The sequence below is a fragment of the Rhodovulum sp. DZ06 genome (genome assembly GCF_050586345.1).
In the GTDB taxonomy this organism is placed as follows: Bacteria; Pseudomonadota; Alphaproteobacteria; order Rhodobacterales; family Rhodobacteraceae; genus JBOCEF01.
In genome coordinates this window covers 1-12903 of sequence record NZ_JBOCEF010000006.1, presented here as the reverse complement: position 1 = coordinate 12903, position 12903 = coordinate 1, and the positions used below count along the sequence as shown (strand labels likewise).

Here is a 12903-nt window from a genome sequence, read left to right as displayed (position 1 = left end):
CCTAGAATTCATGTCGCCGCCGGCGCAGCCCCGTGCGCCTTGCGGTTTAGAAACCATCCGGCCGAATGCGTATCTTAAAATAACCGGGCGCATCCCGGCCGGATCCTGTGTATCGGCGCAGGGTACCGCCGATGCCGCGCAGCTCACAGGATTTTTTGAAGAAAGGAGCGCCGCGAGTCGCCTGGATACATGCGCGAACGTGACGCCCGCCCCTCGGAATTAAGTCAAAAATGCGGCGGACACGGATTGTTAGCGAGTATTTACTTGCGGAATCTTTCAATATGCGCCCGCGCCGCGCGTTAAAGCTCCGTAAATCGCCATTAAGACTGCAGTCATATCCTCGCCCCCGGCGCCACGGACCCCAAGAACATTGAAGGCTGAATTCATCTTGTGGGCGCCGCGTGACGCCGCGCGCAATAGATCTGCGGGAGCGGCGCCAATTGTCCGCCCGCACCCGGGATGGCGCTTCCGCCGCGACTGCCGCCGCGCAAGGAAAGACGCGCCGCCGCCGGGAGCCTGGAGGGTCGAACACGAGAACGGGCGCGGAATAGACCCTCCGCGCCCGTCTGTTTTCTGGTGCATTTGGGAACCGCCCGCCCGCGAGGGCGCCCGCGCCCGGGGCCGCCCGGGGCCGCCTCACTCCATCGACAGGATGAGATTTCGCACCACGGGATAGATCTCGTTCTGCCAGCGCTTGCCCGAGAACACGCCGTAATGGCCGACATTCGCCTGCAGGTGGTGACGCTTCAGGTGCGGGCGCAGCGACCGGCACAGCTCGTGCGCCGCGGCGGTCTGGCCGAGCGCGCAGATGTCGTCGCGCCCGCCCTCGACCGTCAGAAGCGCGGTGCGGGTGATCGCGGCCGGATCCACCTTGCGGCCCTTGTACATGAAGTCCCCGGTGGCGAGCTGGGCGCGCTGGAACACCCGGTCGATGGTCTCGACATAGAACTCCTCGGGCAGGTCGAGGACGGCGAAATACTCGTCGTAGAAGTCCTTGAGCTTCTTCGCTTCCTCGTCCTTCCCGGCGGCCATCAGGTCGTACATCTTCTGGTGCGCGGCCTTGTGGCGCTCCATGTTCATCGCCATGAAGCTGATCAGCTGCACGAAGCCGGGATAGACCCGCCGCCCGCGGCCCTTCCAGCGCCAGGGCACGGTGCCGATCACCTGGGTTTCGAACCAGCGCAGCGGCTTTTCGTTGGCGAGGTCGTTCACCGCGGTCGGGCTTTCGCGCACGTCGATCGGCCCGGCCATCAGCGTCATGGTGCGCGGGGTGCAGGGGTGGCGGTCCTCGGACATGATCGACACGGCCGCCAGCGCCTGCACGCAGGGCTGGCACACGGCGACGACATGGCCGCCGGGGCCGATCTCCTCGAGGAAGCGAATCAGGTACTCGATATATTCATCGACCCCGAAGCGCCCGTCCGACAGCGGCACGTCCCGGGCGTTCTTCCAGTCGGTGATGTAGACGTCGTGATCTTCCAGCAGCTTCTCGACCGTGCCGCGCAGCAGGGTGGCGAAATGGCCGGACAGGGGCGCGACGACCAGCACCTTGGGCTGGGAGGGCTCGCCTTCCTTCACGAAGCGCAGCAGGTTTCCGAAGGGCAGGTCCAGCGCGACCTCCTCGGTCACCCGGGTGCGGTGATTGCCCACCGGAACGCTGGGAATGGCGAAGTCGGGCCGCGAATGGCTCAGCTCGAACCGGGACAGCATTTCGAGCGCGGCCATGGAGCGCGAGCCCGCCTCGCGCCCGAACCCCCATGCCCCGACCCCGCCCATGGCCATCGCCATTTTCGCCCAACGGCGCATCGGGGCGATCATGTCGTCCTGGAACTGGTAAGTCTGGTAGAGCATTGGGGCCGCCTCCGGATGCCGCAGGTGTGCGGATGCGAAAAAGCTAGCGCAGCGCGGCGGACGGCGCGAGAGTGTATTTGACGCGCCGCGGCGCAATCGCTGCAGCGCCGCATTCGCCCGGGCAGGCCCGGCGCGACGCGGACCCCCCGCGCGGCCCAGGCCGCGCCCGTCCGCGCAGGCGCCCCCGGAAAGACCCAAGGCAGGGAGCCCACGAGATGTCCAAGGCCACGCTGACGCTGTCGTCGAAGAACTATTCCTCCTGGTCGCTGCGCGGCTGGCTGATCTGCAAGATGGCCGGGCTCGAGTTCGACGAGGTCCCGGTGGACATGGACGACCCGGACCACCGGCAGGAGCTGCTGCTCCTCAACCCCTCGGTCCGCGTGCCGCGGCTCGAGGATGGCGAGGTCTCGGTCTGGGACACGCTGGCCATCGCCGAATATCTCGAGGAAAAGTTCCCCGACGCGGGGCTTCTGCCCAAGGACCCGGTGCGCCGCGCCCATTGCCGCGCGGTCTGCGGAGAGATGCATTCGGGCTTCCAGAACCTGCGCTCGGCGCTGCCGATGAACCTCAAGGCCCGGCACGAGAGCTTCAAGATCTTCTCGGGCGCCCGCCCGGACGTGGAGCGGATCAAGGAGATCTGGACCGAGTGCCTGGACGGTCACGGCGCGGCCTATGGCGGCCCGTTCCTTTATGGCCGGCTGACCATCGCCGACGCGATGTACGCGCCGGTCTGCACCCGGTTCCGCACCTATGCGGTGGAGCTGCCGCCCAAGCTCCAGGCCTATTGCGACGCGATCTTCGAATGGGACCTGATGAAGGAATGGACCGCGGGCGCGAAGGCCGAACCGGACGAGATCATCGAGCTCGAAGTCGAGTTCTGAGGCCGCGGGCCGGGACGGAAAAGGGAGGCTGCGGCCCCCCTTCTTCGTTCAGCTGCGCGCGCTGATCAGCGTCGCGGGCCCGCCCGTGGCGGCGTCCACCGGCGGGTGGTGGCGCGGGCCGTCGGCCACGTCGATCATCGCCTTCTCGGCGTCGCTGAGCTGGTTGGGCAGGTCGTTCCCGTCCTCGTCCACCCGGTGGATCCAGACCTTGAACGCGGCCAGCGGGCCGGGGCCGAAGATATGCGCCAGCGGCACGTCGGCGGCGTCGCGGCCGACGCCCATCAGCACCCGCCCGCGGCGGCGGTCATTGGTGCGCGGATCGAAGGTGCGCCAGGCGCCGTCGAGCCAGACCTCCATCCACGCCGCGAGGTCCATCTCGGCATAGGGCGGCTCGAGGCCGATATCCGAGATGTAGCCGGTGCAGTAGCGCGCCGGGATGTTCATGCAGCGGCACAGCGCGACGGCGAGATGGGCGTAGTCGCGGCACACGCCCTTGCGCTCGGCGAAGGCCTCGGCCGCGGTGCGGGTGGCGCGGGCCTGCATGTAGTCGAAAGCGACGTGGTTGTGGACGAAATCGCAGATCGCCTGCACCCGGCCCCAGCCCGGCTCGACCTCGGCGAACAGCCGCCAGGCGTCCTGCATCAGCAGTTCCGTCTCGCAGTAGCGGCTGCCGATCAGGAAGGGCAGCACGTGCTCGGGCAGACCCTCGATCGGGTGCTCCTGCGCGTCGGGCAGCACGGGATCGAGGCGGCCGTCATCCTGCATCATCGCGTCGACCCGCATGGTGAAGCGCCCGGCGGGGGCGGTCAGGCGGGTGCAGCGGTTGCCGAAGCTGTCGAAATAGGCCTGCACCGGGACCGGCGGATCGGCCTGCAGCAGGTCCGGGGTCTCCAGCGCGCCGGCGCGTTCGGGGCGGACATGCAGCATGGCGACCATCGGGGTGGGGACGGCGAAGTCATAGGCCATTTCGACGCCGAGGCGGATGCGCATGGGTCTCTCCTGTCCGTTGAAGCGTGGGCCGCGCAAGGGGCGGCGAGGCCCCGCGCGGCGGTTCCCGCCCTCCCCTGACGGAAACGGCGCGCGGATGACAGGCAAATTTTACGATACCCGCCTTGCAACATGCGGGATGGCGCCGCGGGTCAGGCCGCGATCCCGCCTGTCGGGCAGGACCGCGCCGGGCCGCGCCGGATCGGGGCGGGCCGGCGCGGGCCGGGGCGGGAGGTCAGGCCGCCGCCTCCGCCCCCAGCGCCTGCATCGCCTCGGCCGCGATGGTCACGGACCGCTTGCGCGCCTCCGCGTCATGGATGGCCGAGGCGAAGATCACCTCGTCCGGCCGGTAAGCGTCGATGATCGCGGCGAGGTCCCGGCGCACCGTCTCGGGCCCGCCCACCGCGGCGACGCCGAGCGCGTGGTTCACCGCCCCCAGCACCTGCCCGGGCAGCACCGCCTCGATGTCCTCGACCGGGCGGGGCAGCTTGCCCGGGCGCCCCAGCCGCAGGTTGGCGAAAGCCTGCTGCGAGGAGGTGCGCAGATACATCCCCTCGGCATCGTCCGCCCCGGCGAAGACGTTGATCGCCATCATGAAATGGGGCTCCTGCAGCTGCTCGGACGGCTGGAACGTGTCGCGGTAGATCTGCGCCGCGTGGCCCAGCGCGTCGGGCGCGAAATGCGACGCGAAGGCGTAGGGCAGCCCCATCGCGGCGGCGAACTGCGCGCCGTACAGGGACGAGCCGAGGATCCAGATCGGCACGTTGGTCCCCTGCCCCGGCACCGCCTGCACATGCGCGCGCGGATCGGCGGGGCCGAGGAAGCGCATCAGCTCGGCCACGTCGCCGGGGAAATCATCGGCCCGGTCCTGGCGGCGGCGCAGCGCGCGCATGGTCATCCCGTCCGAGCCCGGCGCCCGCCCCAGCCCGAGGTCGATCCGCCCCGGGTGCAGCGATTCGAGGGTCCCGAACTGCTCCGCCACCACCAGCGGCGCGTGGTTCGGCAGCATCACGCCCCCCGCGCCCACGCGGATCGTCTTCGTCGCCGCCGCCACGTTGGCGATGCAGACCGCCGTGGCGGCCGAGGCGATTCCCGGCATCGAGTGGTGCTCGGCCAGCCAGAACCGGCGATAGCCGCAGCCCTCGGCATGGCGCGCCAGGTCGGCCGAGGCGTGCAGCGCCTCGCCCGCCTCGCGTCCCTCGGGGATCGGGGCGAGGTCGAGAATGGAATAGGGGATCATCGCGGCCTCCGGTCGTTGCGCCCAGACGAATGTAAGGCCGCCTTACGGGAATTGCGAGGGGTCAGCCCGCCCCGTGGGCCGGGGCTTCGCCGGACAGAAGCTCGTCCATGAACAGCGACAGCAGCTGCGCGCGCCCGCCGACGCCCGCCTTGGCATAGACCTTGGCGCTCTGCGCCCGGACCGTGCCGGGGGCGGCGCCGCGGATCTCGGCGATCTCCTTGTTCTCGAAGCCCTTGAGGATCATCAGCGCCACGTCGCGCTCCGACGGGGTCAGGCCCCAGTCGTCGAAGAACCCCTCGATCACCTCGCCCATCCGGCCGCGGGCGGCGCGCAGGCCGGCGTCCATCTCCTGCATCCGGGCCAGCATCCGGCGCAGCTCCAGCATCAGGAACACCATGCCGCCGATCAGCGCCAGCGAGGCCGCGGCCTCCAGCGTCATGTGCAGGTGGTCGAGGTGGTCGCCTTCGCCGAGGTCGATGATCACGTCGGCGATGAAGAACAGCGCGCACAGGCCCTGCACCATGATGATGGCGGCGAGCGTCGCCGCCCGCCGCTCGGCCGTGAAGAAGGCCGCCCAGGCCCGGATGACGCGGGCCTCGATCATTCCACCCGCGCCCCGTCCGGGATGCGGCGGCGGCCCCTGGTCATCGGCGCGCCGGGGGTGTCGCCGCTGAGCAGCGCGTCGAGCAGCACGCCGCCGAGATGCAGCACGATCGAGGCGATGAGCCAGCCGAAGATCGCCTCGTGCAGCTCCTCCACCCATTCCATTCCGAAGAACTGGATCGTGCCCATCATGTACCCCGTCGCCGCCAGTCCGCCGATGCAGGCCCACAGGTTCCAGACCATCAGCGCGCCGATCGGATTGTGCGACAGGTGCACGGTTTTCTCGCCGCGGAGCAATTCCGCCCCGTGACGCAGGGCCGCCCGCGGGTTGGGCAGGAAAGACCGGAGCCGCGCCGGTTTCGAGCCGATCAGCCCCCAGGCCATGCGGGTGACCACGACGCCAAGGGCGATCCAGCCGACATATTCGTGGATCCTGCTCTCCTCCTCCAGCACGACGGCGTTGAGCAGGATGGCGGTGACGAGGGTCCAGTGGAGCAGGCGCACCAGCGGATCCCAGGCGCGGACGGACCGGGCGCCTTCGCGCCCGGTCTCCATATTCTCGGCGGCGGTCACTTGCGCTTGACCTTGGTCACGGCGCCGGTGGCGGTCGAGACGTAGATCTCGCCCATCTTGCCGTCCTTGACGAAATAGACCTCGATCTTGCCGTCCTCCATCTCGCTCTTGCGGACCTCCGCGCCCTGCGCGGCGAGCCAGCCGGTCACGTCCTGCATGGTCGCGCCGGCCTGGGCGCCGACCTGGATGGCGCCGAAATCGCCCGGGGCGGCGGTCTCGGAGGCCGCCGCGGGAACGGCGAGGACGAGGGCGAAGGCGGCGGGGATGAATTTGCGCATGGTGCGTCTCCTTTGCGAGAGGGGGCGGGCCGCCGCCCAGGGTGTGCTTGGGGGAACAGGCGGCGGCCCGGTGCGACGCGGCCGGGGATCGGCCCGCCGCTGGCCATGACTTGCCCCTTCCGGACCGCCCGAACCATTGCCGCGGGGCGTAAATCGGCCCCGTAAGCGCGCGCTTACGATTGAATTCACTGGTTTTTTCTCCGCCCCGCGGGCCCGCGCCGCCGCGCGCCCCGCCGCCCCTTGCGCCCGGCCCGCGCATCGCCATGCTGCGTGGGGGCCGCGCCGGCGGTCCCCGCCGCCGTTCAGCCGTCCCCTCCCTGCCTGCCGGAGCCGTCCCATGTCCCTCTCCGCCGCCGACTTCCCCACGACCGGCCCGCGCGTCCTGGTCGACGCCGACGCCTGCCCGGTGAAGGAGGAGGTGCAGAAGGTGTGCTTCCGCCTGAAGATCCCGATGATCTTCATCGCCAACGGCTATCTGCGGCTGCCGCAGCACCCGCTGGTGGCGCTAGAGGTCGTGGGGTCGGGCTTCGACGCCGCCGACGACCGGGTGGTCGAACGCTGCGCGACGGGGCCGGGCGCGGTGGCGATCACCCAGGACATTCTGCTGGCGGACCGGTGTCTGAAAGAAGGGGCGGCCGCGGTGCTCTCGCCCAAGGGGGTTCCCTTCACCGAGGGCTCCATCGGCGGCGCCGTCGCCACCCGCGCGATCATGGAGGACCTGCGCGCCGGGGCCGGGGTCGCGGCCGAGGGGATGAAGGGCCAGGCGCCGTTCTCGAACCGCGACCGCGCGCAGTTCCTGCAGGCCCTCGACACCGCGCTGCAGAAGGTCCGCCGCGGCCGCTGAGCGCCGCGCGCTTCGAACGCCGGGGGCCGCGCCGCGCGGGGCCCGTGCGCCGGTCGCGCCCCCCTGCCACTACCCCCTGCCACTGCCCCCCGCCACGGCCCCCGGCCCTGCCCCCGGCCCGCCCCCGGGGCGGGGGGTCAGAGCGCGGCGGCGGCCGCCGCCTTCTGGCCCTCGAGCGCCTTGAAGCAGCGGCCCAGCACCGAGGCGATGTCGAGGACCATCACGCTGCCCGCCGTCGGGCTCTGGATGCAGCCGCTCACGTCCTCGGCCATGACCTTCGATTCCTTCTGCTGCCCGAAGGATTTCAGCTCGGCCACCTTGCCGTCGAGGGTGGTGACGATCTCGTCCACCGAATCCACGGTGATGCCGTACTTGCGGTCCTCGTGCCGGAAGATCAGCACCCGCCCGCGCCTCTCGCTCCTCGACGCCGGCAGGCCGTAGAGCTTGCGCAGGTTGATCAGGGTGATCAGCTCCTCGCGCAGGCTGATGATCCCGTCCACGAACTCGATGGTATAGGGCGGGTGCAGCAGCGTGTCGGGATAGGGGATCACCTCGCAGACATCCGCGGTCTCCAGCGCGAAGCGCCGCTCGAAGGTGAAGACGATGAAGGTGCGCCGCGTGTGGGCCTGCACCTCCTTCTCCTTCTTCTTCGCCAGCGCGTTGGCGGCATGTTCGGAGGCGTGGAATTCGCGGCAGCGCCGGGCGGTGTCGGCCAGGATCGGGTCGTGGCGCAGCGCGTCGTGGTCGAGCAGTATGACGATCTCGTTCTCCTTGCTCAGCAGGCAGCCGCTGACCACGTCTTCGCGCGGCAGGGCGAGCTTGCTGAACTTCAGGATTTCGTCGCGGAAGAACGAGATGATGCTGTTGACCGAGTAGATCAGCAGGCCGATGACGCCGCCGTCGGTCTCCACCACCAGCATCTTGCGCCGGACCGGCATCTCCTGGCTCTTGCCCAGCGCGGCGTCGTCGCCCATGAAGTTGCGGAAATCCGCGACCGGGATGATGGTGCCGCGCAGGTTCACCACCCCCACGAAGCAGTCGTGGACGAGGACCGAGCTCATGATCTGCGGCGCTTCGAGCACCTCGCGCACGAAGCGCAGGTCCATGGCGCAGGTGGTGTGCCCGAACTGGAACGAGATGCCGCTGTAACGCGGCCCGCGGGTCGACGCGGTCTCCGCGCGGCGCCTGGAGAGGGTGTCGCCGACCGGGACGCGCTCGAGGTTCAGGATCTCGTACGGGTCGAGGATCTGGACGATCCGCTCGCCGTTCTCGAGCTTCAGCAGCCCCTCGACCACCACGTCCTTGGGCTTGCCCGCCCGCGGCCGGAAATCGACCCGCGCGGCGTGCTGGGCGTTCAGCACCTCGCCGGTATGGTCGAACATCAGCCCGACGCAGAGGTCGCCATCCTCGATGATCGCGACCTTGCCCTCGCCCGCCTCGCGCGGGGGGCGTTCCAGCAGGCGGCGCAGGTCGACAACGGGGATGATCGCGCCGCGCAGGTTGAACAGGCCCAGCATGAAGGGCGGCGAGAGAGGCATGGCCGAGATCGTCTCCGGCTCGTTCACCACCTCGCGGACCACGCCGACGCGCAGCGCGAATTCCGACCCGTCGAGCCAGAAGGACCCGAAGATCGACGCCGACGCCTCGGGGACCGGGGCGGGAACCGGCGCGTCGGCGGGGGCGGCCCCGGCCCCCGGGTCATCCGGGGGCGGCGCGGCGCCCCCGGGGGCGGCGGGCCCTCCCGCCTCTCCCGGCGTCAGGGTCATGGCTTCGCTCCGATGCGGGGGATCACGGCGACGTCGAAGGCGCCGGTGGTGCAGTCGATGGTCACCTTGCGCCCGAGCACGCCGCCCGTGTCCTCGTGGATGTTGCGGACCCCGAGCTTGCGCACGGCCCGGTAGGCGCTGCCCGAGTTGATGGAGCCGACCAGGCGGCTGGGATCGGTGTCGACCGGCATGGTCATGTTGGCGCCGCCGACCACGATCGCCTTCACCTTGCGCAGTTCCTCGGGACCGATCTTCATCAGCGCGACGAGCGAGCGGACCGCCTCGTCGACGTGACGCCCGGTGATCTCGGTGGATTCCTTGCCGGAATTGGACAGCAGGCAATGCGCGAGCCCGTAGATCCCGCGGGCGGGATCGAGGAAGCCGAGCCCGATGCAGGACCCCAGGATCGCGGTCAGCACCTGCCCTTCCCGGCCCACCTTCACCTCGCCGATCTGCACGTGCAGCTTGGTCGCCACGCTCATGCTCCCCCCCCCGGGACGCGAAGAACCGGCCGATAGATGATCGGCTCGACCTGTTCGAACCCGGTGTCGATATGCTTGAGCGTCTCGGATTCGCCGATGAACAGCACTCCCTCGGGGTGGATCACCCGGCGCACGTGGCGCAGGATCGCCTCCTGGTCGGCGGCGCTGAAATAGATCAGCACGTTGCGCAGGAAGACCGCGTCGAACTGCGGCGCGTTGGACAGCGGCTGCAGCAGGTTGTGCTGGCGGAACCGGATGCGCTTCGCGATCTCGGGCGCGACGGTCCAGCCCGCCTCCTCCGAGCCGCGCATGTGCCGCCCGAACAGCTCCGGCTGCTCGGCCAGGAACCGCGCGGTGGCGCGCCCCTGGTAGCGCCCGGCCTTCGCCGCCTCCAGCACCCGGGTGGAAATGTCGGTGCCGAGCACGGCGTAGTCGAACCCGGCGGTCTTGGCGCGCACCTCCTCGAGGAAGACGGCCGCGGTATGCGCCTCCTCTCCCGTCGAGGCGGCGGCGGACCAGACCCGCAACGGGCGGCCCTTCGCGCGCGCCGCGCCTGCGGGCAGGAACACGTCCCGGAAATGCGCCCAGACCCGCGGGGTGCGGTAGAAATAGGTCTCGTTCGTGGTGACGCGGTCGGTCAGCTCCTGCATCTCGACCGGGTCCTGCGCGACCCGGGCCGCGTAGGACTTGTAGTCGTCGAGGCCCAGCGCCCGCAGCCGCGGCCGCAGGCGCGTGACCAGCATCGAGCGGCGCGAGTCGCCGATGCTGATCCCGGTCTGCGCGTAGACGATGGACCGGAGCTTCGCGAACTCGGCGTCCGTCATGGACTTGGACAGGTCCACGGGCACGAATTCGGGCCGGGGGGTGGGGCGGGCCGCGTCGGTCACGCGTCGAGCTTCGCGATTTCGACGGTCAGCTCCTGCGCGCCGCCGCTCAGCCCGTCGGTGGCCGCGGCGATGGTGTCGGACGCCACCACGGCCTGCTCGGTCGCGTCGACGATGGCCTGGATCGCCTCGGCCACGTCGCGGGCCGCGGTCTGCTGCTCATTCGCCGCGACCGAGATCTGGGTGATCGATTCGGTGGTGTCCTCGATCCCCGCCAGGATGCGCGAGAACGCCTCGCCCGCGCCGCGCGACACCTCGCTGCCCTGCGCGACCCGTTTGACGGTCTGGGTGATCAGCTTGGAGATCTCCTCGGTCGCCTGGCTGGACCGTTCGGCCAGCTTGCGCACCTCGTCCGCGACCACCGAGAAGCCGAGCCCGTGCTCGCCCGCCCGCGCGGCCTCGATCGCCGCGTTGAAGGCCAGCAGGTTGGTCTGGTCGGCGATCTTGTTGATCACCTTCACGATCTCGCTGATCTCCTCGGACGAGGCGTTGATCAGGTCCATCGCCTCGATCGACCGGTCGATGGCCTTGGCCCCGAGATCGGCCTCGTGGCGGGTGCGCTTGGCGACCTCGTCCGCCATGCCGGTGTTCTGCGCGATGGAGTCGATGGAGGCGCTCAGCTCCTCGACCGCGGCGTTGATCTCCTCGGTCGTGCAGCCGAGCGACTGCGCGCCCGAGGCCACGTTCTGGGCCTGGGCCGAGATGTCGGCGGACTGGCGGCGGAAATCGTCGGCGATGCGGGCGACATTCGCCTCCACCGCCTTCTGCCCGGTGATGTCGGTTGCGTATTTCACCACCTTGAACGGCTTGCCCTTGGCGTCGAAGATGGGGTTGTAGGAGGCGCTGATCCACACCTCCTTGCCGCCCTTGCCGATGCGCTTGTACTGCGCGGCGGCGAATTCGCCCGCGGCGAGATCGGCCCAGAACCGCTTGTACTCGGCGCTGTGGACGAAGTCCGGCTCGCAGAACATCCGGTGATGCTTGCCGCGGATCTCCTCCAGCGCGTAGCCGGTGACGGCGAGGAAGTTGTCGTTCGCCGTGATGATGGCGCCGTCGAGCTCGAACTCGATCACCGCCTGCGCGCGGCTGATCGCGGCCATCTTGCCGTCCTGCTCGGCGATGCGCTGCTTCTCCTCGGTGATGTCGGTGGCGAATTTCACCACCTTGAACGCCTTGCCCGACGCGTCGAGGATCGGGTTGTAGGAGGCGTTGATCCACACCTCCTTGCCGTTCTTGCCGAAGCGCTGGTATTCGCCGGTGGCGAAGCGCCCCTCGGACAGGTCTTCCCAGAACGCGCGATAGGCGCCGCTGGCGGCGTATTCGGGGTCGCAGAAGATGCGGTGCTGGCGGCCGCGGATCTCGTCCAGCGTGTAGCCCATGGTGTCGAGGAAATTCTGGTTGGCCCCCAGGATCGTGCCCTTGAGGTCGAACTCGATCACCGCCTGCGCCCGGTCGAGCGCGGCGAGCACGCCGGCGTTCACCCGCTCCTGGGTCACGTCGGCCCATTCGAGGATGTTGCCGACATAGGCCCCGTCCTCGTCGAAGATCCCGCCGACATTGAGCGCGAATTTCAGCTCGCCCACCGAGATGTCGGTGCGCACCGGCAGGCGCGACGGGTCGGCCAGCATCTTGCGCTGGTGGGCGGGGTTCTTGTGGAACTGGTCGATATTGGTCCCGACGATCTTGCCGGGGTCGAAGGACGGCCAGATCTTGGCGAATTCAGTGGCGTAGTCCGCCAGCAACCGCCGCGTGGCCGCGTTCACCTCCTGCACCACGAAGTCGCGGTCGATGGTCATCATCGCGACCGTCGAATTCTCGAACCCCGTCATCTTGCGCAGGGCGACCTGGTGCGCCTGCTTCTGCGCGGTGACGTCGGTGGCGAATTTCACCACCTTCACCGGCTTGCCCGCGGCATCCATCACCGGGGTGTAGGAGGCGTTGATCCACACCTCGCGCCCGTTCTTGCCGATGCGGCGGGATTCCCCGGCCACGGGCTGGCCCATGGCGAGCCGGGTCCACATGTCCTTGTAGTCGTCCGACGCGACCAGCGCGGGGTCGCAGAACATCCGGTGACGGCGGCCGGCGACCTCCTCCGGCGCATAGCCCATGGCCCGGAGGAAATTGTCGTTGGCCGACAGGATGTTGCCCTGAAGGTCGAACTCGATCACCGCCTGGACGCGGTTCAGCGCGTCCATCACGGCCCCGGTCGTCGCGTCGGCCCCGTAGGCGTCGTCGTCGGCGGCGTCTGCGGCGGCGTCTGCGGCGGCCCCGGTCTTCGCGGCCGTATTCGGTGTGGCGTTCATCGCTCGGTCCCAACCTCGATAATCCCGGGGGCATCATCGGGGCGGGAATCTAAGACGCGGTTACCATGGCGCCCGGCGCGGGCGGCCGGGGGCGGCCGCCACGGCGGAATCAGGGTTAACATGGCCATGAAAACGCGGCGGGGGGGGGGGGGGGGGGGGGGGGGGGGGGGGGGGGGGGGGGGGGGGGGGGGGGGGGGGGGGGGGGGGGGGG

The 12903-nt window shown here is 69.7% G+C and carries 12 protein-coding genes; 2 read left to right on the top strand and 10 right to left on the bottom strand.

Going from position 1 to position 12903, the window contains the following annotated elements:
- Positions 1–636: 636 nt before the first annotated feature.
- Complete coding sequence (locus ACQ5SO_RS04315) at positions 637–1851, bottom strand: polyhydroxyalkanoate depolymerase (protein WP_430940351.1); 1215 nt, start codon at positions 1849–1851, stop codon at positions 637–639.
- A gap of 215 nt (positions 1852–2066) precedes the next feature.
- Between ACQ5SO_RS04315 and ACQ5SO_RS04310 the strand changes: the two genes are divergently transcribed.
- A complete protein-coding gene (locus ACQ5SO_RS04310; protein ID WP_430940350.1) occupies positions 2067–2732 on the top strand; it encodes a glutathione S-transferase family protein in 666 nt (221 codons plus the stop codon).
- 48 nt (positions 2733–2780) lie between these two features.
- On the opposite strand, the gene ACQ5SO_RS04305 is transcribed toward ACQ5SO_RS04310, so the two are convergent.
- From ACQ5SO_RS04305 to ACQ5SO_RS04285, 5 genes are all read right to left on the bottom strand, one after another.
- Entirely contained in the window at positions 2781–3722 is a 942-nt protein-coding gene (locus ACQ5SO_RS04305) for a transglutaminase-like domain-containing protein (RefSeq protein WP_430940349.1), read from the bottom strand.
- Positions 3723–3954: 232 nt separating this feature from the next.
- On the bottom strand, positions 3955–4959 hold the full coding sequence (locus tag ACQ5SO_RS04300) for an LLM class flavin-dependent oxidoreductase (RefSeq protein ID WP_430940348.1): 1005 nt from the start codon (positions 4957–4959) through the stop codon (positions 3955–3957).
- Between the two features lie 61 nt (positions 4960–5020).
- On the bottom strand, positions 5021–5563 hold the full coding sequence (locus ACQ5SO_RS04295) for a helix-turn-helix transcriptional regulator (protein ID WP_430940347.1): 543 nt from the start codon (positions 5561–5563) through the stop codon (positions 5021–5023).
- A complete protein-coding gene (locus ACQ5SO_RS04290; RefSeq protein ID WP_430940346.1) occupies positions 5560–6135 on the bottom strand; it encodes a cytochrome b/b6 domain-containing protein in 576 nt (191 codons plus the stop codon). Before ACQ5SO_RS04290 ends, ACQ5SO_RS04295 begins: the two co-directional genes overlap by 4 nt.
- Positions 6132–6413, bottom strand: a complete 282-nt coding sequence (locus tag ACQ5SO_RS04285; protein WP_430940345.1) for a PepSY domain-containing protein — start codon at positions 6411–6413, stop codon at positions 6132–6134. The genes ACQ5SO_RS04290 and ACQ5SO_RS04285 overlap by 4 nt, the downstream gene beginning before the upstream one ends.
- A 337-nt stretch (positions 6414–6750) precedes the next feature.
- Here ACQ5SO_RS04285 and ACQ5SO_RS04280 point away from each other — a divergent pair, with 337 nt between their 5' ends.
- Positions 6751–7257, top strand: a complete 507-nt coding sequence (locus tag ACQ5SO_RS04280) for a YaiI/YqxD family protein (protein WP_430940344.1) — start codon at positions 6751–6753, stop codon at positions 7255–7257.
- A gap of 137 nt (positions 7258–7394) precedes the next feature.
- Here ACQ5SO_RS04280 and ACQ5SO_RS04275 read toward each other — a convergent pair whose 3' ends face one another.
- Genes ACQ5SO_RS04275 through ACQ5SO_RS04260 form a run of 4 tightly spaced genes read right to left on the bottom strand, consistent with a single transcriptional unit; the run spans position 7395 to position 12692 of the window.
- Positions 7395–9023: a chemotaxis protein CheW gene (locus ACQ5SO_RS04275; RefSeq protein WP_430940343.1), complete on the bottom strand. Its 1629-nt coding sequence runs from the start codon at positions 9021–9023 to the stop codon at positions 7395–7397.
- A complete protein-coding gene (locus ACQ5SO_RS04270) occupies positions 9020–9505 on the bottom strand; it encodes a chemotaxis protein CheD (protein ID WP_430940342.1) in 486 nt (161 codons plus the stop codon). Before ACQ5SO_RS04270 ends, ACQ5SO_RS04275 begins: the two co-directional genes overlap by 4 nt.
- A complete protein-coding gene (locus ACQ5SO_RS04265; protein WP_430940341.1) occupies positions 9502–10392 on the bottom strand; it encodes a CheR family methyltransferase in 891 nt (296 codons plus the stop codon). Before ACQ5SO_RS04265 ends, ACQ5SO_RS04270 begins: the two co-directional genes overlap by 4 nt.
- Positions 10389–12692 (bottom strand): PAS domain S-box protein, encoded by a 2304-nt coding sequence (locus tag ACQ5SO_RS04260; protein WP_430940340.1) that lies wholly within the window; start codon positions 12690–12692, stop codon positions 10389–10391. Before ACQ5SO_RS04260 ends, ACQ5SO_RS04265 begins: the two co-directional genes overlap by 4 nt.
- Positions 12693–12903: the final 211 nt, after the last annotated feature.